A 19,464-nucleotide genomic window follows, 5' to 3' on the forward strand; every position below is an offset into this window, starting at 1 on the left:
CGACGTGCCTTTTTAAGATCTGGCCGCGACGACGAAGGGGCCGATTTGTTTGACTTCCCAGCCCTTCTCAAAGACTTCCGGGTTGAAGAACACCGCGCGGTAGCGCACGTTGGGCTGGTTGGGGTAGATGTCTTCTGCCAAGTGCGTCTTGTAACCATCACCGGGTTCTTCCATGTCGCCGCGGAAGATGAGGACGTCCGGCCCGCGCCACGGCGCAGACTCGAGAGACTGCGCGAACTCCTCCGGAGTTTGTTCCCAGGACTTAGAGGCCCACTCCTCGATTTGCAGGTTGCGGGTGCTGAACTCTCCCAGCGGGTTGGCGTAGTTGCTGGTGAAGGCGTTGAACCCGTAGTAGGGGTTATACGCCATGAAGAGCTTTTCATCCGTCAGGACAACCGTGTCGGTGGCGTCGTAGCCCTGGGAGTCGATGAACTCGCGGATCTTGGCGTAGTTGGCGGAGGAATCGCTGGTGTAGCGGTCCGCGCGCTCACCGTAGCCGTCGGTATCGGTATAGGCGTGGTCCAGGGCGGTCACGTTCGTCGCCGGGATCTGCTGGGCATAGTAGATACCGCCAAGGCCCATGATGATGGCGAATACCAAGGTTATGCGCCTGCTCGTGGTCTCGGTGAAGCGCGCCGGGTAGAGCGTGGGCAGGCCCATGAGGCGGACGTCGGCCAGCGCGAGGATGCCGGCAGTGGCAAAGAGCACCGCGACGATCAGCTCGAGGCGGAAGCCCAGCAGCGTGCTGCCGGCGAGGGTCATGACCATAGAAGCCAAGATCCACAGGTAGGTGCCGACGATCGCGGTGCCCATTGACTTGATGTCGGGTTCGTCTATGCGTAGGACGAGGTAGATCAAGCCGATGAGGCTGAGAATGCCGATGACGGATAAGGAGAGGAAGGGGGCCGGGATCTGGGTGCCCTCCTCCGGCAGGTAATGCTGCGCGGTGGATTCCAGCGGGGCGGTGGCATGCAGAACCGCGCGCAGGTATGGCGCCCAGGCGATCGCGGCGATGGCCAGAGAACCGGCCGCGATAGTGGCGAGGTGTATCAGGGGAGTCCATGTACGTTCGGCCATGCAGGTGACGAGCGCAATGAGACTGACGATGGTCAATGCCACGGCACCGGTATAGAGCGTGTAGAAGCAGGCGGAAACTCCCAGGTAGATGGCAATTCCGGCGGTGGAGAACCAGGAGGAGTTGTGGAAAGCATGCGAGCACAGCACGGCCACGGCCGGCACCCCCATGGCGATGACCGCGGAATACGGCTCCTCAGCGCCGATGGCCAACGTCACCGCTGTGGTGGTGAGGGCAATGGCGGCGGCAACCGGAAGGGAACCGGACAGCCGTTGCCACAAGGGAACCAGGATGCACCCGGACACGGCCAAGGAGATGAGGCTCCATGGTTGGTATACCTCCCAGCCAGGCATGTTGAGGAGGTTGGCTAGCCGCCCGCCCATCCAGAACCAGCCCAGTGGGTAGAAGGTGGGCAGTCCCTCGTAGTTCATGTCCGCATAAGAGCTGGCCTCCGTGGCGCGGGTCAGGAATTGGGTGCGGAAGACCTGGTCTACCTGGACGCCGTCGAGCCACAGGCGGGAGGCCGAAAGGGGCAGACCGATGCTGGTGAGCGTGAGCAGCGCTGGGGAGATATAGCACACAGCGGTGGTGAGCCACGTCCGCCAGCGGGGGCGCGGGGAGGTACCAATCACCCACCACACGCATAACGCGCCCACCAGGAGAACGGTGAGCGCAGTTCCCGCAGTGCTCAATGCGCGGGTCACCATCGACGTGCTGAACGCCGGAAGGGAGACCGTCTTGAAGACGAAGAAACCAATGAGCGTGATAAGGCCACCACCTACAGCGGCAGCGGCCATTCCCACGAGAGTGGCGCGACGCGGCAAGCGGTCGACGTTATATTCCACGGTGGGGGAGATAGACGACGTGGCGGGAGACTCAGTCATGCACTTAGTCTCCCACACGCCGTGGACATAGCGGAACTTTAGAAAGGCAGCTTCCGGAAGATCGCCTGCGGGATGAACTTGAATCCCAAGGACACGTACTCAAAGAGCGGGTGCACGAAGATGGACTGCTTGCCGTCGAGCACTGCCTTGACGGTGGCCTTGGCTACGTCGGAGACGTTAACGGTCAGTGGTGCCTCGCCGGCTCCCGCCGACATCTTGGTGCGCACCTGGCCCGGGCGAACCACCAGCACTTTGGCGCCGGAGCCGCGCAGGGCCTCGCCGAGGTTGATGAAGAAGCCGTCCACGCCGGCCTTGGAGGCGCCGTAGACAAAGTTGGAGCGGCGCACGCGCATGCCGGCGACGGAGGACAGCGCCACGATGGTGCCGTGGCCCTGCTGCTGGAACTTCTGGCCGAGTAAGACTCCGAGGGAGACCGGTGCGGTGAAGTTAGTCTGGGCCGAGGCAACTGCCTTGGCCTGGTCCTGCCAGAGTTCCTCCTGGTCACCGAGGGTGCCGAAGGCGATGATGGCGACGTCGACATCGCCGCGCTCAAACGCGCGCTGGACGACGTCCGGGTGGCCCTCGAAGTCAGTCGCGTCAAAGTCTAGGACCTCAACGTCGCCGCCGCGGGACTCGATGGTGGCGCGGGCCTCCGCGATACGCGGGGAGTCGGCACGAGCAGCCAAGGTGACCTTGGCCGGACCGCGCTCGAGGAATTCCTCGACGATGCCGAGGCCGATCTCGGAGGTGCCGCCGAGAAGGAGGATGTGTTGTGCTTGGCCTACTGCATTCAGCATGAGGTTAATCCTTTCTAGTGCAGCTCGAGGCGGCGGGACATATCGGAGGCGAAGACGCCGGTCGGGTCGATGTTGTTGCGGGTCTTGAGCCATCCCTCGAGGCCCGGGTACATCTTGTGGAAGTTCTCCGCCGAGGTGCGGGACTCCTTGGCCAGGTAGAGGCGGCCACCAAATTCCATGACGCGCTTGTCCAGATCGTCGAGGAAGGTGCCCAGGCCCGGCTTGATGGGGAAGTCTACGCAGACATTCCAGCCCGGCATCGGGTAGGACAGCGGGGCCTTGTTACCCGGGCCGAAGAGCTTGAACACGTTGAGCGCGGAGTAGTGGCCGGAGCGCTGCATGTCCCGGATGATGTCCTTGAAGGGCTCGACGGCGTCGGTCGGCACCACGAACTGGTACTGCAGGAAGCCGTTGGAGCCGTAGCCGCGGTTCCACTCGCCGATGAGATCCAGCGGCTGGTAGAACTGCGTGAGGTTCTTGACCTGGTTACGGGCCGGGGCGCCCATGAGGTAGTAGGCCTCGCCGATAGCCATGAGCGAGAGCTTGTTCATGGTGAAGTTCGGGAAGATATCCGGAACGGTCATCAGCTGCGGGGCATTGAACTTCAGCGGATCTTTCGCCAGCTTCGGGTTCAGCTCCTCCAGCTGCTCTAGCGTGGCCAGGGAGCCGCGGGAAATGGTGGAGCGGCCCAGTTTCGGCTCTGGGGAGATGACGTCGAACCACGCGGAGGAATAGGTGTAATTGTGCTCCGATCCATCGGAGTGGAAGGCGATGGTTTCCTCGAGGTTATCCGTGCGGTCGGTATCCGCGATGAAGTAGGCGGTTTCCGTCTTCGTCATCTTGATCTTGGCGCGCAGGATGATGCCGGTCAGGCCCATGCCGCCGACGGTGGCCCAGAAAAGATCGCTGTTTTCACCTTCCGGGGTCAGGTGCAGCACGCGGCCGTCTGCCACGAGCAGCTCCATCGAGGCGACGTGGTCACCGAAAGAACCGGCGGAGTGGTGGTTCTTGCCGTGGATATCCGGGCCGATAGCACCACCGATGGTGACCTGGCGGGTGCCCGGCAGAACTGGAACCCACAGCCCATAGGGCAGGGCAGCCTTCATGAGCTGGTCGAGGGTGACGCCACCGTCGACGTCGACGATGCCCGACTCCGGGTCGATGGAGTGGATGTTGTTGAGCGGTTGCATGTCGATGACGAGGCCGCCGGCGTTCTGCGCGGGGTCACCGTAGGAGCGGCCCATACCGCGGGCGATGACGCCGCGGCGCAGGTGGGAAGGCTTATCAGCGTTATCCTCGGCCACCTGGGCGACGGCAGTCTTAATGACGTCGACGTCCGGGGTGGATAAAACATGGGCGGTTGTCGCCGCCGTGCGGCCCCAACCGTAGAGGGACTTCTCAGTAGTATGCAGTTCCATCTCTTACTCTTTAAATCGATGTGATGGGTCGGTTTTCTACACTACCTAGGAGGCAGTGCCTGTGGCGTCAGTGAAAACGTGAGATTAGGTACAAAAGCCAAGCAAACGGAACATTTGTGCTGTCCGATTGTGTGGGTTTCGGTCCTGTTTATGGCTAGTACAGATCCATGATCTGCCGGATTTCCTCGGGAAGTTCATCCTGGGAGGTGATCTCGGGGCCTTGATAAGACCGCAGGATTTCATAGACACGGCCGCGCGAGGTGGAGTCAAGGATGGGCAGTTCCTCGGCGATGAGCCGCGTCATAAAACCATTGAGCGGTAGCGACGTGTGTTCTGTCGCCAGAAAGTGGCCGTGGCGCTTGTCTTCCTCGGCGCGCTCATCTTGCGCTGCTCGCTGTGCTGGGGTGAGGTGCTCTTTTTTAGAGGAGTACATGCACGGTAGCCTACCGCCCGCCTAAAGTGGGGCGGTATGACTTCTCCCAAGCAAGATAATTATGCGCTGGATGACACCCTTGCCGGACGCATCACCCAAGCCGCAGCCGTGGCGATCATGACTTCTTATCCAGATTGGATCAAGAACAAGACTGCGCTTGTTTTCGCCTATGTCCTGTCTTTCTTAGGTTTTGGTGCACTCGTGGCCATTACTAATGCCGAGAGCCACGAGGGGCAACCGGAACCGGAGAAGCCGGAGGTGCCGCTGTGGGCGCTTCCGGTTGGCCTTGGTGCGCTTGTGGTTGGCGGCTGGTTGGGGATTAAGGCACAGCGGGGAATCGTTGGCTTTATCCGCCGCCGCGGCGTGGCAAAACCGTGGACGGTGTGGGGTGGAATCGGGGCCGCCATCGTGTTCATCCTCAGCGAGCTCGAAGCACGCGAGAACGCCGCTCGAAACTAAAAGTGCGTATGGTGGGGCACATGAGCTCACAGGTCACAGATTTGGCGCAGGTCCGCGCCAAACGTGGTGATTCTGCTCGAACCCTGCTGTGTCAGGTGTCCAACGTCCGCGCGGAAGCTGAGGTGCACCGCCAGATTGGTTTCTCGGACGCACTCACGCTGGAAGAGCTTCATCATATTCTCGAGGTCTGCTTCGGACTGCCTCAAGAGGATTCGCCGTGGCACTTTTTTGAACATACCGATGCCCGCGGCCAACGAATCGATCCGAGCCATACCGTGCGCGAATTCTTAAGCCGCGAAGGCGAGCAGATTGATTATGCCTGGGGGCTGTGGGATTTCGAGATAGTCGTGGTGGAGACCTATCCGCGCGATAACGGCACGCCGGAGGCTCTGTGCGTGGGCGGCTCCGGATCTTTTCAGACACCGTTTGATCTCACCGCCGTGAATGCTGAGCTCACAGGCCAGGAAACCATTGATGAAGTTCTGGATCTTGTGGTTAGTCCCGTCCGCGCGCTCATTGAAAGAACCCGGCTCTATGACTTCGTTCCGCTCCTCCAAGCTTTGGACTTGCATCGCGAAGTCAGCATTGATGCTCGGGCGTACCGCCAGCTGCGTACTCTGCCGCGAGAAGTAACAAACGAAGGCAAGGACGCCTTTTGGTCGATGGCGCTAGCGCTGTCCTGTATGGGCGGGCGCGAGCTGACGGATTCCGTGGTGGAGACCGCCATGGCGGCGTTAGGCTGGGTCGACGATGACGGCGAGGAGCTTCGCGGTGCTGAGATTCGGGAGCTGTGCACGGCCTCCCTCAAGGTTCTTTCCTCCCTCGGCGCCTATGGTGAAGACGCCGTCGCACCCGTGGACCGCCTGGACATTTACCGCGCCCTCATCCGCGGGTAGAGTATTCCGCCGTGACTGAACCTACTTCCACCCTAAAGACACAGCTCGTGCGCTTTGTCTCCGTCGGTGTTTTCACTGCGGCCATCGACTATGGCCTCACCCTCTTCCTGACGTACCTAGGCCTGCACCGCTCCCTGGCCAAGGCGATCGGTTGGGTTTTCGGTACCATCGCCGCGTATGTGGCCAATGCTCGCTGGACTTTCGGTGCGCAAGTGTCTGGTCGTACCGCCGGTGCCGTGGGCATGCTGTACCTGTCTACCTTCGCCGTGCAGAATTTTCTGTATTGGGTGCTCAACGCTCCGCTGATCAGTCTGGGCTTTGAGGGTGCACTGAAGGACACTATCGCCTTCGTCATCGCGCAGGGCGTGGCCACGGTGACTAACTTCGCCATTCAGCGCGTGTTCATTTTTAAGGGCAAGTAACTATGGCAGGTCGCGCCGAACGCTTCTCCCAGTCGAACTCCTTGCATGCGCAGGGCGCGAAGTTCGCCATTACGGGAGCCATTGCCGCGCTTATCGACGTCTCCCTGACCTGGCTCTTCCAAATCGGATTAGGCGTATTCGGCGACGTGGGCTCCCGAACTATTGGCTTTGCTGTGGGCACCTTCGTGGCTTATCTGCTGAACCGGCGCTGGACCTTCAACGCGCGGGCCTCGAAGCGCCGCTTCGCTGCCGTGTTTGCTACCTACGCCATGACCTATGCGATCAACATTCTGTTGTATCGCTGGGCCTTTCCCTTCTTTGATCACACGCTGGACTGGCCCTCGTCCTGGGCACTGGCGGTGGCTTTCGTGATAGCCCAAGGCACCGCCACACTCATCAACTTTTTTGTGCAGCGCTGGGTGATTTTCCGCAGCACGCGCAAGTCCTTTGAGTTTTAGGGCCTGCGGAAGTCTTCCTTGCGGCCACGGTTGTGCAGGCGTAACCACTCTACAAAGCCCTTCACGTCATGTTGCTGGACCAGGAAAAACCAGCCAAAACGTGCGAATTCCTGCGGCAGCAGCTTGCGCATGCCGCGCTGCCACAGAAGGTAGCCGCGGTTGCGGTAGGTAAAGAAGCGCTTGAACTCGCCCTCCGGATATTGCGTATGCATTTTGCCACCGAGGATGGGCTTGAACTCGTCGGAGCCGTCCGGGTGCAGGTAGCTGGTGGTCAGCGCAGTGCCGAAGCTCAAGCCCGAGTTGACCAGGCGGCGGTGGTACTCCACCTCATCACCACGGATGAACAGGCGGTAATCTGGCACGCCGATGATCTCCATGGCCTCGGCGGAGATGAGCGCGCCGTTAAAAAGCGAGGCGATACCGGGCAGAAAGTCGCCCTCTAATTCGCTCATGTAGCGCCGCCATATCAGTCCCTGGCGAAGAGGGAAGGCGAGCTTGGCGGGCTCATTGATATTGCACACGGCGGGGGAGACTTCGTGGAGTGCGTTGTTTTCCGCAACGCGGTAGAGCTCCTCCAGCACGTGGTGGTCGGCGGGGCGGCCATCATCATCAGCGCACCACACTGCGTCCGCGCCGAGGGCGAGTGCGGTGAGGAATCCCAGCGCGAAGCCGCCCGCGCCACCGAGGTTGGTTTCGGAAGGCACATAGACGCCGCGCTCGCCGGCCAGTTCGTGGAGGAGATCCTCCACGGATTGTTCCGCACCGTTATCCACCACGATGACCCACTGCACCGGGTGTGTTTGGTTCACCACCTGTTCAAGGGAGGCGCGCAGCAGCTCCACGCGCTGGTGGGTGACGATCACAGCGGCCGTCGTTCCGGCCTGGGACAGAGTGGCAGTCATGCGTTCCATTGTGCCACCCGTGCTGAGCTATACGATGCTAGCCATGGCTGTAAAAGGTATTGAAGAGATGTGGGCTCCTTTTGGGATTTCCGTACAGGTCGGCGAGCTGACCTTGCGGGTGCTGCGCGATAGTGACATCGCCGCCATCCACGGTGTTAGCGCCGCTGCGATATTTGGTGAGCCGCTTCCGGAGTACACGTTCCCCTGGCTGAAAGAGAAACCGGACCCGAGCTTCCGGTGGGCGCACCGCGCGCAGATGTCCCCGGAAGAATGGTCGCTCGACTTCGGAGTGCATCTTGATGGTGAGATCATCGGCTCGGTGGATCTGCGGGCGAAGAATTTTCCCGATAACCATGAGGTTGTAACCGGATCGTGGATCTACCACCACCTTCAGGGCCGCGGTATTGGTACGCAGATTCGTCACGCCGTTGCGGTCTTCTGCTTTGATTACTTGGGCGCGCGCCAGCTGCGCTCGGAGTGGGAGCCGGGGAACGAGGCGTCCCAGGCGGTATCACGCAAGCTGGGCTACACCATCAACGGCAACAAAGCAGTGCTGCGCAAAGAGGATTACCAGCCGGGGCCGGAAGTGACTGTCAGTGGCATGACCGAGGAACTGCGCGCGATGTTGGGAATTAACTTCGCACTATGACGGAGATTTCGTGAAACGGAGTAAATTTGTACTCATTTTCACGGAAACTTGTAGAATGTTGGCATGCTTAACGCGCGGACCACCTCAAAAATCGACGCTCTTCTTGATCAGTATGCGGCGTTGCGGGAGGACGCCCCCGAGGCCATCGCGGAGATAGCACGCGCAGAGGTGGCCGAGTCAGTGTATAACTCGAACGCCATTGAGAATTCCACGCTGACTTTGGAGGACACCGAGAACATTCTGGCCGGGCTTACAACTAGGGCGCATGATTTGCGGGAAGTCTTTGAGGCCAAAAACCTGGCGGACGTGACTGAGGAACTTATTCGGGGCGTCGGTAAGCTCGATGCAAACCTCATTCTGAAACTGCATGGCATGTTGCTTCGCGGCATCAACGACGACTGGGCGGGGCGCTTTCGTCGAAGGGGAGAGTGGGTTCGCGTGGGCGCTCATATGGGGGCCAACCCTGAATACGTGGACAGGCTGGTGGACACAGCCATTGCCGAATACTACGAGGACACTAGCTTCTTTGTTGACCGAATCGCGCGGTTCCACGCGGAATTTGAAACCATCCATCCTTTTTCAGATGGTAATGGGCGCATCGGGCGCGTCATTATCAATCAACAACTCTTAGAGCTAGGGGCGCCACCCATCATCATTCCGAACAAAGGAAAAGAGCGCCACTACTACCCAGTGTTCCGTGGCTACCCGGTGAGTGGTGATTTTTCAGCGCTGAGCACGCTCATCGCGCAGCAGCTCGTCGAGTCCTTGCACAAGCGCATCACGCTCATGACCGCGCCGAGGGTAATTCGCCTGTCGGAATGGGCAAAGGTTAACGGTGTCTCTGGGTCCGTCGCCGCCAATAAGGCGGCGCGGGGTACCATTCCCGCCTTCCGACAGCGCGGAACGTGGATGATTGACGCGCAATATGTCAACGAGGCAGGTAGCAGGGGCTAAACGTTCTCCTCGTTATCGAAGCGCTTGCGCAGATCTCGCACGTACTGGCCCACCTCTGGGCCTTCGTACTCGCCGACGACCTCGGAGACCTCGCCCACCGAGCGAATCTGGCCGTGGTCGATCCATAGGGCGGTATCGCACAGCTGGGCCAAGAAGTCATTGGAGTGGGAAGCAAAGACCAGGATGCCGGAGCGCTTCACCAAGTCCTGGAGGCGCACGCGGGCCTTGGCCATGAAGGCGGCGTCGACGGCGCCGATGCCTTCGTCGAGAAGCAGGATCTCCGGCTCGATGGAGGTCACCACACCCAGCGCTAGGCGAACGCGCATACCGGTGGAATAAGTGCGCAGCGGCATGGAGAGGTAATCACCCAGCTCAGAGAATTCCGCGATCTCATCCATCTTGGCCTTCATCTGCTTGATGGTCTGGCCCAAGAAGAGGCCGCGGATGATGATGTTGTCATAGCCGGAAACCTCCGGGTCCATGCCCACGCCGAGGTCGAAGACTGGGGCAACGCGCCCGCGGACGTCGGCAGCGCCGCGCGTAGGTTCGTAGATGCCGGACAGCAGGCGCAGCAGAGTGGTTTTGCCCGCGCCGTTGTGGCCGACGAGGCCCACACGGTCGCCCTCGCGCAGGTGGAGGTTGATGTCTTTGAGTGCCTCCACCATGACCACGTTCTGGTCATTTTTGCCAATGGAGCCACCGGCCGTGGAGAGCATCGCCTTCTTGAGCGAACGGGATTTGGCATCAAAGATGGGAAAGTCCACGCAAGCGTTATACGTATCAATGGAAACCATGGACGATCCTTTCTAGACCCAGTAGGAGACACGGAAGCGCCACTGGCGCATGGCCAGTCCGGCGATGAGCAGGCCGGCGACGGTGCAGCCGATGACGATAAGCCAGTGATAACCGGCAACGGGTTCACCAATCATGGGGGCGCGGATGATCTCCATGTAGTGATAGAGCGGGTTGATCTCAGCGATGCGCGCGCGGCTGGCCACGGCACCTCCCTGCTCCTTCAGGGTGTTGGTCATCCACACGATAGGCGTGACGTAGAAGAGTAGCTGGGTCAGCGCTTCCAGCAGCGGGGCAACGTCACGGAAGCGGGTGGCGATGATGCCGAAGAACATGGCGACCCACACGCCGTTGACCAAGAAGAGCGCCAGCGCCGGGATGAACAGGAAGAACTCCCAGCCCAGGTGGCGAGGGAAGATGATGATGAGCAGCAGCCAGATGATGAGGTTGTGGCCCAAGAAGAGGGTTTGCCGCCACACTAAGCGGTAGACGTGCACCGATAGTGGTGCGGGCAGCTGTTTGATCAAGCCCTCGTTGTCGATGAAGACCGTTGAGCCTTCCTTAATGGCGCCCGAAATGAAGTTCCACATAATCAGGCCCACGGTCACGTGGGGCAGGAATTCTGCAACCGGGATCTGGAAAAGCATGGAGTACAGCAGGCCTAGGGCCGCGGCCATCACGCCGGTCGCGATGGTGATCCAGAAAGGACCCAGTACCGAGCGGCGGTAGCGCTGCTTGATGTCTTGGATGCCCAGCTTGAACCACAGCTCGCGCTGGCGCGCACCTTGCAACAGATCGGCGAAGGCCGCCGACATGGTCATGGAACGCGAGGCCGGCTCCTCGCCGGGTGCAGGCGCGGAGGTCATGCGGGCGACGTCGTCACGCAGGTTTTTCTTGTCTTGCACGCCCTTCACCCTAGCGCGCACATCCGCTAAAAACCTACACACACGCCCTTAACCTGGGAAAACACGAGCGAGCTGGGAAAATCTCGGGTTAGGAAAGATTTACGTAGGGCGTATAGAGTAGGGAGTCGATCCGACGATTCGAGGAAGGGTTGAAGCATGACGGAACAGTATGACGTCGCCAGCGTGCGAGGTCTTTACACTGGTCTGTCCGATGGTTGGACCTACCTGAACGCGCACGCCGCGCCGCAGATTGCAGAACGCGTGGCCTCTGGGGTTGCCCGTTCTTTCCGAATGTCCGCCACGGTGAAGCCTCTGGAGGATGCCGTGGGCGCACACTCGGCGCATCACGACCCCGGGGAGCTCCACGCGGCAGACATGTATGCTTCCGCGCGCCGAGCCGTGGCTGATCTCACGGGTGCGACGGCAGACCGCGTTATCCTCGGCCCGTCCCTGCCGGTGCTGTATCAATCTCTGGGAGTCGCACTGCGCCCGCTGCTGCGCCGCCAGTCCTCGGTGGTGCTCTCCCGTTTTGATTCTCCAGAGCTCACGCGCCCGTTTGCGCACGTGGGCGCCGATACTCGGTGGTCACAGCCAGACCTGGGCACGGGCGAGCTGCCGGCGTTCCAATACGCTGATCTGGTGGATGGCTCTACGCGGTTTGTTGCTTTTTCGGCTGCCCATGAGCTGCTGGGCACGGTCACGCCGGCGTCGGAGATTATTGATACGGTCCATGAGCGCTCGCGCGCCTGGGTGCTTGTCGACGTCTCCTCGATCGCCCCCTACCGTCTCCTCGACTTTGATGCGATTGGGGCGGATATCCTCGGCGTGGATGTGGGTGCTCTCGGTGGCCCGCAGATGGCAGCGCTGGTCTTCCGCGATACCGCGATGTTCCGCCGCCTCGATGAGCTTGTCGTTGGCCCGGTTTCCGCGGGCTTGGCGGGTGGCGTTGGCCCCCTAGTGGATCATGTGGCGGAACTCGCCGGCGGGGAGCGCGGTTCGCGCCGCGTGCGCCTGACGCGTTCGATGCAAGCTCTCTCCGGCTATATGGAGGATCTCACCGGGGATCTCTACAGCTTGTTGGGCACGCTGCCGGCCGTCCACATCCTTGGTGTGACGGGGGAAGCGGCAGCCGACGCCTCCGATGACCGCCTCCCGCGCCTGACCTTCGCCGTGCGCGATGTGCCTGCGGACGTGATCCACCGCCGCCTCTTCGATAATGGGTTGGTGACTACCATCGCCCCGCACACCCCACTGCTTACGGAGATGGGTGTGGAGGAGGTTGGCGGTGCCGTTACGGTTTCGCTGAGTCCGTTTAGCACCTATCACGACGTCGAGCACCTCACCCGCGTGGTCGCGTCTTTGGCTTAGACCTCGAGGACGAGCTTGCCCGTGACCTCGCCGGAGTCGAGGGCTTTGTGGGCTTCGGCGGCGCGAGCAAGCGCAAATGTGCGATGCAGGTGGTGCTTGACGCTGCCGTCTTCCAACCAAGGCCAGACATTTTTGACGGTGTCCGCAACGATGGCGGCCTTGCCCTCCAACGAGCGGGAGCGCAGCGTGGTGCCCTGCAGGGTCAGGCGCTTGTTAAGCAGAATACCCATGTTGAGCTCGGCCTTCGTGCCACCCTGCATGCCGATGGTGACCATGTGGCCACCCTTGGCTAGCGCGATGAGGTTCTTTTTGAGGTACTTCGCGCCCATGATGTCGAGGATGACATCGCACTGGTTCTTCAGTTCCTCGGCGAAGTCCTGCTCGTTGTAGTTGATGAGGATGTCCGCGCCGAGTTCCTTGCAGGTCTCGAGTTTTTCGTCCGAGCCAGCCGTCACGGCGACGGTGGCGCCCAGTTGCTTCGCCACCTGGATGGCGAAGGTGCCGATGCCACCCGCGCCGCCGTGGATGAGGATGGTCTGGCCCTTTTCTAGTTTCGCTTCCATAGCAATGTTGGACCAGACCGTGCAGGCCACCTCGATGACGGAGGCGGCCTCGGCAAAGGAGTAGCCGCTGGGGATGGGCAGCAGCTGGCCCTGCGGCACGGCCACATACTCGGCGTAGCCGCCGCCGGCCAGCAGTGCGCCGACCTTGGAGCCAACCGCGACGTCGGTGTCGCCTGCGTCGACGACTTCGCCTGCGACTTCGAGGCCGATAATCTCCGAAGCGCCCGGCGGCGGTGGGTAGTGCCCGCGGGCCTGGAGCAGGTCGGCGCGGTTTACGCCGGCGGCTTTGACCTTAACGAGGACTTCGCCGTCTTGGAGTTGTGGTTTATTGGTTTCCCCCAACTCCAGCGAGTGTGGGTCTTCCAGGTTGGTCTGAATGATGGCTTTCATGCCACACCACCGTACTTAAATCCAATCATCCTCGACGAGGAAGCCGTTGACCGTAATAGCAGCAGCATTGGCCTGGCCCATGGCCATGGCCACCTGTGCGCCTGGATTGACCACGTTGCCCACCGCCCAGACGCGCGGGTGGCTGGTGGCACCGGTGAGATCAGCCTCGATCAGGCTGCCGCCCATCGCAGCCGGTGGGCTGTGGCGCTTGAGGTTGAGGTCAGCGAGGAAGTCATCGTGTGGGTGGGGAATGGGCATGTAAAACAGTGTATCGACGGCATAGGTTGTACTCCCAACCAGGACTTTTCCGTCCTGGAAGGCGGTGACGGGGCCGTCGATAAGCGCAATGCCCCGCCGGGTCAGATCCGCGCGCTGTTCGTCGGTGAATTCCATTCCATTGGTGAAGAAAGTGATGTCCTTCGACCACTGGCGGAGGGTTGCCGCATGGTGGAAGGAGAACTCGCCGATGTAGAGCACGCCGAGCTTCTTGTCCGCCACCTCGTATCCGTGGCAGTAGGGGCAGTGGAGGACCGTATTTCCCCAGTTTTCTTGCAGGCCCGGGATGTTTGGATGTACGTCGTCCACGCCGCTGGCGACGATGATGGAGCGGGCCGCGACGGTCTCACCGTTGCTCAACGTGGCGGTGAGTGTTCGGTCATTATCGGTGACGGATTTTACGGTGGCGTTTAGGATCTGTACGCCGTAGTTGCGCAGCTGCTCCTTGCCGCGCTCCTGGAACTCAAGGGGTGGCGTGCCCTCGAGGGCAATGACTCCATGAATTTCATGGGCGAAACGGTTGCGGGGAGTGGCGGAATCAACAATGAGCACGCTGCGGCGGGCGCGGACCATGACTAGGGCTGCCTGCAGGCCGGCCGCGCCACCGCCGATGATGAGGGTATCTACTGTCTGCATGGCCGCGAGTAAACCAGAGGAGGGTTTATATGGCAATGGTTTTCATTAATTTGTGGCAGGCGTCACGCCCAACCCTGACTTGGCCAAGTTAGTGTCGAAGGGTTGGGGTGTGGTGGGAATTCGTCAACATGAGGCATCGGCCAGAATTGCGAATGCGGCCCGTCGAAGGATGGCGCCTTGTGTATCCTTTGGATGTCGTTGAGCTTTTAAGGAGCAAGAAAGTAGCATGACCTACCCCTCCACCGTCTCTAAGGTGGGCATCCGATCGCGTGCCCTGCGTTTCGCACCGCGCCGCTCGGACTGGTCCCGCGCGACGATCGGGCGCGACCTTTCGGCAGGCCTCATGGTGGCCCTCGTCGCACTGCCCCTCGCGCTCGGCTTCGGCGTTGCGTCCGGTGTTGGCGCCGCAGCCGGAATTACGACGGCCATCGTCGCGGGCATCTTGGCCGCGGTCTTCGGTGGTAGCAATGTTCAGGTAAGCGGCCCGACCGGCGCAATGACCGTCGTGTTAATCCCCATCGTGGCCGACCATGGTGCCGATGGGGTGCTCGTTGTCGGCGTGCTGGCGGGACTCATGCTGCTCTTACTGGCATTCACCGGCGCTGGCCGCGCGATGAAGTACATGCCTTTGCCTGTCGTCGAAGGTTTCACAGCCGGTATTGCGGTGATCATCGGCCTCCAACAGCTGCCTGCTGCACTCGGTGTTGACGTCGACGGCGAGAAGGTCCTCGGGTTGGCGTGGGGCGCAATCAAAGCTTGGTTAGATGCCCCGGGATGGCAGGCGCCAGTGATGACCCTCGCGGTGGCGGCCGGAATCGTGGTTGCGGCGCGCGTTCGTAGTGGCTTTCCCGCGGCGCTGGTGTTGGTAGCTGCCGCGACGGCCATCAACATGCTGGCAGACAGTAACCTGAAGACAATCGGCTACATCCCGTCGACGTTGCCTGCTCCGCGCTTGCCGCACATCCCGTGGGAGCACCTGGATTCCTTGCTGTTGGCAGCGGTCGCCGTCGCAGCTCTCGGTGCGTTGGAATCGTTACTGTCTGCAACGGTTGCCGACGCGATGACTGTCGGCGACCGTCACGATCCCGACCGCGAGCTCTTTGGGCAGGGCGTGGCCAATGTCGTCGCGCCCCTGTTCGGCGGAATCCCCGCGACCGCCGCGATCGCCCGAACTGCCGTCAACGTGCGGGCCGGCGCAGGTACGCGCCTGGCGGCGGTGTTCCATTCGCTGCTTTTGCTCGTCGCAGTGCTCGTCGCGGCCCGGTGGGTGGGCGAGATTCCTCTCGCTGCGCTTGCCGGCGTGCTTATCGCCACTGCGATCCAGATGATCCATCCGCGGAACCTCCGCTCGGTGATGCGCGCCACCAAGGGCGACGGGGTCACCCTGCTTATTACGGCTGCCGCCACCGTCGTGTTCGACCTTGTCGTCGCCGTGCTCATTGGCCTTGTAATAGCGGGCTTCTTCGCGCTGCGCGATACCGCCCGCACGGCGGTGTTAGAGGCCGCTCCACTGGAGACAGGAGACCACCGCGACAAGGAACGCGAACTCCTCGATGAGCACATCGCCGCCTTCCGCTTGGAAGGCCCACTCTTCTTTGGCGCAGCGCACGATTTCCTCCTCGATCTCGCTGATGCTTCGTCGGTCAAGGTTGTCGTGCTCCGCATGCGCTATGTCACGACGATTGACGCCACTGGCGCCCAGATGCTCGCTGACACGATCGGGCGCCTTGAACGTCACGGCACCCGGGTCCTACTCTCAGCCACGAAGCCCGAACATGTTCCGGTGTTGCGCGAACTCGGCGTATTTGACCAGCTTGCGCACGAGAATCACGTCTTCGACGACACTCTCGACGCCATCGCCCACGCCCGACTGCATGTCTCGCGCATTCAGCATGAGGAGTCGGATGGCGCACCCGCGGCGTCGCAAAGCAATCAGTAGGACGAGTAGCACTGGCGAACCTGCGGTTGTGAGGCGATTATCGGTGACGTGTTGAGCCGAATTCTTCTCCCGCGGCGGAGTCTAGTACTCTGAACGTGTTGCGCGCGGTGCATGCTGACGCGTGACGAGGAGGCGTGGCAGAGCGGCCGAATGCACTGGTCTTGAAAACCAGCGTGGGGAAACTCACCGCGGGTTCAAATCCCGCCGCCTCCGCCAATTGTTTTGGGGGTCATTTGTAGCGGCTTTGCTTCTGTCCCATGCGGCTGTAACGAAGCTCAGAACGCATCCTGCCAGTAGGAATCCGCTAATTTGCAGGTGGGTGGCCGAGTTTCCGCCGCCGCCAGCCACGACGAGGAAAATCGAAAATGCAATCGCGACAAGGCAGTGGATGACCAACCGGCTATGCGCTCCAAGGTGGCATTGCGGCCAAGCTTTCTCGATAGCCCAGCTCACTGCTGCGAGAATGACATAAAAGACGATTCCCGCTAAGGCTCCTGGAACTAGGTAGAGCATGGATTCATCTCCTCTCGGGGGAATAATGGTTGTGGTAAGGAAGGCGGTTTCGTGATGTCAGAGGATAACTATTCGGCGTGGGTAGAGACTGATTATCTTTTCGGCTCCCCAGTCAATGCTCGCCGGCTATTGGAGTCTTACGAGCAAGTGCTAGACGGAAAGGCTAAGGAGCACGACATCGATCTAGCTGTGTAAGAACTATCTTCCGATCGAAGTGGAGTATTCACCTTCTGGCAGGGTGGAACCGGTTTTGTTTATCTGAGAGGAATTTTACCTGTTTCCGGTAAACATCTCGTCGGTGAGCAATGCGCAGGACGAGCACCACGAGTTTTCCGTCTAAGATTTCATAAACCACGCGATAGTGTCCGACTCGAATTCTGTACAGGTCGTCTGAGGCTCTTAGCTTCTTTACTCCATCAGGGCGAGGGGTAACGGCCAAGTCTTCGATTGCAGCAAGTAGTCGCCTCTGTGTCGGCCTGTCGAGCTTGCGTAGCTCCTTGGCTGCGGATGCCTTATAGGTGATGTGATAAGTGGAGTCAGCCATAGAAGGCGATTAGGTGAGTCCGAGTTCTTTTTTGAGGTCTTCGTGTGAAATCTCTACGGACTCTCCTCGGGCAATCTCTGCGGTCTGAACATCCTCACGATCTTCTAGTGCTTCGACTGCGCGGGCGAAAAATGAAGGAGAGACGACAAAAGCGCGAATCCGGCTTCCACGACTAGTGATGGCGACGGGTGTGTGCTGTGCCTCTTCAAGAATTTGGCTTTGGGATTGGCGAAATTGACTGGATGCCACTGACATCGTTTTCATACTGCAAATGTACATCTTGTACATTTCGGTGGGCAAGGGCCGCGGGATATCGGGTTGCTGTTTATCCGATCCGCCCCGCCAGGATGCGAGGTAGTGCCTCCGCTGCGGTGGCGGTGACCACCACGCTGGCAAGCGGCGAGAGGTCCGTGGGCTGCGGGGTGACTTCCACGATGGGGATGCCGCGCGCGTGGGCAATCTGCGGCAGGCCGGCGGCGGGATAGACCACGCCGGAGGTTCCAACGATGAGCAGCGCGTCCGCGGTGGACATGCGGCGCTCGGCCTCGGCCCATTCGTCGTTGGGCAAAGCCTCACCGAACCACACCACGCCTGGGCGTACGAGCCCGCCGCACACGGGGCACTTGGGTGGAGTGATGCTCTCGACCGGTTCCTTCGGCAGCGCAATGTCCTCGTCGTACGGTGTATCGCAGTCGGTGCAGCGGAAGGCGAATAGGGAGCCGTGTAGGTGGACCACGTCCTGGCTTCCGGCGCGCTCGTGCAGGTTATCGATATTTTGCGTGGTCACCGTCATGCCGCGTGCGGCAGCAATTGCGTGGTGCCCGGCGTTGGGCTCGGCCCGCTGCGCCCGCTGTGCGCGCCACAGGTACCAGGCGAACATGGGCTCAGGCTCGGTACGCCATGCGCTTATCGACGCCATTGCGACCGGATCCACGTTCTCCCAAATGCCCGTCTGCGCATCGCGGTACGTGGCGATGCCGCTGTCCGCGCTCATGCCCGCGCCGGTGAACACCTCGACGTGGGTGGCATCAGAAAGAATCGAGTGTGCGCGCTCAAACAGGTGCTCCATATGCCTAGAGTACGGCGATGAGCACGCAGAATGCTATGGATGCAGTGAGGGCGATGCCCATGCGCCACAGGTAGCGCCGGCCCGGTTCGTGCGCGGTGTTGATCTGCAGCTTCGATGGATTCGTGGGGAAGACTGCCATGCACATGGGGTCTGTGGGCTCGTTGTAGACGCCCATGCCACCGGCAAAACGAAGTGCTTCGTTGCGAACCTTTTCATCATCGTCGGTTGGTATGGCTTTCACAGCCTTCGCAGATGTCAGCGCTAACCGGACGCCCTGAATCATGATGAACACGGTGAAGGCTATCCACGCGGCCACGAGGAGAAAGCCCGAGAAGGGGATATCCGGAATGACGGTGCAGACCGCAGTGAGGCACACGCAGGCCGTCATGGTGAGGACTGTCTGGGCAATGAACGTGGAGGTCTTTCCAGTGAGCAGCTCCGCGCGCTGTGCCGTGGCCTCGGAGAACGGAAGAGTTGACTCTGCCGGAACATCCATTGTTTTTCGAGCCAGCGAGATCGGCGGCACGCACAGCGGCAGCGCAATGGCGAACACAACGCCGATCCACACCAGGACCGTTGCGTTGAGGAAAGATTTGGGCTCGAAGCGGTCCGGGTTGCCCGAGCCATCGAAGTGGACCGGGATGGGATCAGGCACCGAATCCCAGCGCAGCAGCATGTACACCAGCGTGAGAGCACACACCACAGCGGTAGCGACGTAATACTGGCGGCTTCTCATGCCAGTGAGTTTACAAGGCGACCGGCCGAGGACCTCTGCGAAAGGCGTCTGGCAAAAGGCATCTGTCAAAAGGCATCTTTGGGATTAAAACGCCATTTGCGCGGGGGTAAAAGGCGTTTTTGGCTCTGAAAACACCTTCTGGTTGACGCCTTTTACAAGATGCCATGTGGGCAGAGGAGACTGAGTGCAGGTTTGGGCTATGCGTCGTTGTGGTCTTGCCAGGCATCGATGCTGACAAGCATTGAGTAGACGTTGCTGAAGCCGTGGGCGCGGAATGGGTCTTCATTGGAGATGTGCTTAAAGGGCGACCGGCTGAGTTTTCCGCGTTACATGGTCTGGGTGAGCAGGTAGGGTCGAGCCCAAGCTGACCAAGAACCGGAAAGGAC

Annotated in this window: 22 protein-coding genes and 1 tRNA gene; 10 read left to right on the forward strand and 13 right to left on the reverse strand. The window is 60.7% G+C overall.

Going from position 1 to position 19,464, the window contains the following annotated elements:
- Nucleotides 1-12 precede the first annotated feature (12 nt).
- The 4 genes from HMPREF2526_RS04505 to HMPREF2526_RS04520 form a co-directional block, all read right to left on the reverse strand.
- On the reverse strand, nt 13-1,959 hold the full coding sequence (locus tag HMPREF2526_RS04505; RefSeq protein ID WP_070546085.1) for a galactan 5-O-arabinofuranosyltransferase: 1,947 nt from the start codon (nt 1,957-1,959) through the stop codon (nt 13-15).
- Between the two features lie 38 nt (nt 1,960-1,997).
- Entirely contained in the window at nt 1,998-2,756 is a 759-nt protein-coding gene (locus tag HMPREF2526_RS04510; RefSeq protein ID WP_070546087.1) for a decaprenylphospho-beta-D-erythro-pentofuranosid-2-ulose 2-reductase, read from the reverse strand.
- 14 nt (nt 2,757-2,770) lie between these two features.
- Complete coding sequence (locus tag HMPREF2526_RS04515) at nt 2,771-4,174, reverse strand: decaprenylphosphoryl-beta-D-ribose oxidase (protein WP_070546089.1); 1,404 nt, start codon at nt 4,172-4,174, stop codon at nt 2,771-2,773.
- 154 nt (nt 4,175-4,328) lie between these two features.
- Nucleotides 4,329-4,607 (reverse strand): hypothetical protein, encoded by a 279-nt coding sequence (locus HMPREF2526_RS04520; protein WP_070546091.1) that lies wholly within the window; start codon nt 4,605-4,607, stop codon nt 4,329-4,331.
- A 36-nt stretch (nt 4,608-4,643) separates the two neighbouring features.
- Here HMPREF2526_RS04520 and HMPREF2526_RS04525 point away from each other — a divergent pair, with 36 nt between their 5' ends.
- The 4 genes from HMPREF2526_RS04525 to HMPREF2526_RS04540 are packed head-to-tail and all read left to right on the forward strand — an operon-like array spanning nt 4,644 to nt 6,842.
- The gene (locus HMPREF2526_RS04525) at nt 4,644-5,066 is read left to right on the forward strand and encodes a hypothetical protein (protein WP_070546093.1); all 423 of its coding nucleotides are present in this window, start codon (nt 4,644-4,646) and stop codon (nt 5,064-5,066) included.
- Nucleotides 5,067-5,086: 20 nt separating this feature from the next.
- Nucleotides 5,087-5,962: a plasmid pRiA4b ORF-3 family protein gene (locus tag HMPREF2526_RS04530; RefSeq protein ID WP_046647041.1), complete on the forward strand. Its 876-nt coding sequence runs from the start codon at nt 5,087-5,089 to the stop codon at nt 5,960-5,962.
- 11 nt (nt 5,963-5,973) lie between these two features.
- Nucleotides 5,974-6,384, forward strand: coding sequence for a GtrA family protein (locus HMPREF2526_RS04535; RefSeq protein WP_046647042.1), 411 nt, complete (start codon nt 5,974-5,976; stop codon nt 6,382-6,384).
- A gap of 2 nt (nt 6,385-6,386) precedes the next feature.
- Nucleotides 6,387-6,842, forward strand: coding sequence for a GtrA family protein (locus HMPREF2526_RS04540; protein ID WP_046647043.1), 456 nt, complete (start codon nt 6,387-6,389; stop codon nt 6,840-6,842).
- On the opposite strand, the gene HMPREF2526_RS04545 is transcribed toward HMPREF2526_RS04540, so the two are convergent.
- Nucleotides 6,839-7,753 (reverse strand): galactofuranosyltransferase GlfT1, encoded by a 915-nt coding sequence (locus HMPREF2526_RS04545; protein WP_180963921.1) that lies wholly within the window; start codon nt 7,751-7,753, stop codon nt 6,839-6,841. The two genes, HMPREF2526_RS04540 and HMPREF2526_RS04545, sit on opposite strands and share 4 nt — an antisense overlap.
- Here HMPREF2526_RS04545 and HMPREF2526_RS04550 point away from each other — a divergent pair.
- Together HMPREF2526_RS04550 and HMPREF2526_RS04555 are read left to right on the forward strand one after the other, a co-directional pair.
- Nucleotides 7,743-8,393, forward strand: coding sequence for a GNAT family N-acetyltransferase (locus HMPREF2526_RS04550; protein WP_239663636.1), 651 nt, complete (start codon nt 7,743-7,745; stop codon nt 8,391-8,393). The two genes, HMPREF2526_RS04545 and HMPREF2526_RS04550, sit on opposite strands and share 11 nt — an antisense overlap.
- Nucleotides 8,394-8,456: 63 nt before the next feature.
- Nucleotides 8,457-9,347 carry a Fic family protein gene (locus HMPREF2526_RS04555; RefSeq protein ID WP_049156758.1) on the forward strand — a complete coding sequence of 297 codons (891 nt, stop codon included), beginning with the start codon at nt 8,457-8,459 and terminating at the stop codon, nt 9,345-9,347.
- On the opposite strand, the gene HMPREF2526_RS04560 is transcribed toward HMPREF2526_RS04555, so the two are convergent.
- Together HMPREF2526_RS04560 and HMPREF2526_RS04565 are read right to left on the reverse strand one after the other, a co-directional pair.
- On the reverse strand, nt 9,344-10,141 hold the full coding sequence (locus HMPREF2526_RS04560; protein WP_010188329.1) for a galactan export ABC transporter ATP-binding subunit Wzt/RfbE: 798 nt from the start codon (nt 10,139-10,141) through the stop codon (nt 9,344-9,346). The two genes, HMPREF2526_RS04555 and HMPREF2526_RS04560, sit on opposite strands and share 4 nt — an antisense overlap.
- 12 nt (nt 10,142-10,153) lie before the next feature.
- Nucleotides 10,154-11,005, reverse strand: a complete 852-nt coding sequence (locus HMPREF2526_RS04565) for a galactan export ABC transporter permease subunit Wzm/RfbD (protein ID WP_049156811.1) — start codon at nt 11,003-11,005, stop codon at nt 10,154-10,156.
- Nucleotides 11,006-11,200: 195 nt separating this feature from the next.
- On the opposite strand from HMPREF2526_RS04565, the gene HMPREF2526_RS04570 reads away from it, so the two are divergent.
- Entirely contained in the window at nt 11,201-12,412 is a 1,212-nt protein-coding gene (locus HMPREF2526_RS04570; RefSeq protein WP_049156761.1) for an aminotransferase class V-fold PLP-dependent enzyme, read from the forward strand.
- Here the strand turns inward: HMPREF2526_RS04570 and HMPREF2526_RS04575 are convergent.
- Complete coding sequence (locus tag HMPREF2526_RS04575; protein WP_070546095.1) at nt 12,409-13,365, reverse strand: NAD(P)H-quinone oxidoreductase; 957 nt, start codon at nt 13,363-13,365, stop codon at nt 12,409-12,411. The genes HMPREF2526_RS04570 and HMPREF2526_RS04575 overlap by 4 nt on opposite strands.
- A gap of 15 nt (nt 13,366-13,380) precedes the next feature.
- A complete protein-coding gene (locus HMPREF2526_RS04580; protein WP_070546097.1) occupies nt 13,381-14,277 on the reverse strand; it encodes an NAD(P)/FAD-dependent oxidoreductase in 897 nt (298 codons plus the stop codon).
- Between the two features lie 226 nt (nt 14,278-14,503).
- Between HMPREF2526_RS04580 and HMPREF2526_RS04585 the strand changes: the two genes are divergently transcribed.
- From HMPREF2526_RS04585 to HMPREF2526_RS13360, 3 genes are all read left to right on the forward strand, one after another.
- Entirely contained in the window at nt 14,504-16,216 is a 1,713-nt protein-coding gene (locus HMPREF2526_RS04585; protein ID WP_070517122.1) for a SulP family inorganic anion transporter, read from the forward strand.
- A 128-nt stretch (nt 16,217-16,344) separates the two neighbouring features.
- A tRNA-Ser gene (locus tag HMPREF2526_RS04590) sits at nt 16,345-16,432 on the forward strand.
- A gap of 348 nt (nt 16,433-16,780) precedes the next feature.
- Nucleotides 16,781-16,924: a type II toxin-antitoxin system Phd/YefM family antitoxin gene (locus HMPREF2526_RS13360; protein ID WP_157844601.1), complete on the forward strand. Its 144-nt coding sequence runs from the start codon at nt 16,781-16,783 to the stop codon at nt 16,922-16,924.
- Between the two features lie 28 nt (nt 16,925-16,952).
- Here the strand turns inward: HMPREF2526_RS13360 and HMPREF2526_RS04600 are convergent, their stop codons facing one another.
- The 4 genes from HMPREF2526_RS04600 to HMPREF2526_RS04610 form a co-directional block, all read right to left on the reverse strand.
- Complete coding sequence (locus tag HMPREF2526_RS04600; RefSeq protein WP_070546099.1) at nt 16,953-17,273, reverse strand: type II toxin-antitoxin system RelE family toxin; 321 nt, start codon at nt 17,271-17,273, stop codon at nt 16,953-16,955.
- A gap of 9 nt (nt 17,274-17,282) precedes the next feature.
- The gene (locus tag HMPREF2526_RS12855; RefSeq protein ID WP_371326141.1) at nt 17,283-17,537 is read right to left on the reverse strand and encodes a prevent-host-death family protein; all 255 of its coding nucleotides are present in this window, start codon (nt 17,535-17,537) and stop codon (nt 17,283-17,285) included.
- A 61-nt stretch (nt 17,538-17,598) separates the two neighbouring features.
- The gene (locus HMPREF2526_RS04605; RefSeq protein ID WP_070546101.1) at nt 17,599-18,342 is read right to left on the reverse strand and encodes an NAD-dependent deacylase; all 744 of its coding nucleotides are present in this window, start codon (nt 18,340-18,342) and stop codon (nt 17,599-17,601) included.
- Between the two features lie 4 nt (nt 18,343-18,346).
- On the reverse strand, nt 18,347-19,078 hold the full coding sequence (locus HMPREF2526_RS04610; RefSeq protein ID WP_070546103.1) for a DUF1648 domain-containing protein: 732 nt from the start codon (nt 19,076-19,078) through the stop codon (nt 18,347-18,349).
- Nucleotides 19,079-19,464 lie beyond the last annotated feature (386 nt).

It is taken from the genome of Corynebacterium sp. HMSC070E08, assembly GCF_001808895.1.
GTDB lineage: Bacteria > Actinomycetota > Actinomycetes > Mycobacteriales > Mycobacteriaceae > Corynebacterium > Corynebacterium hiratae.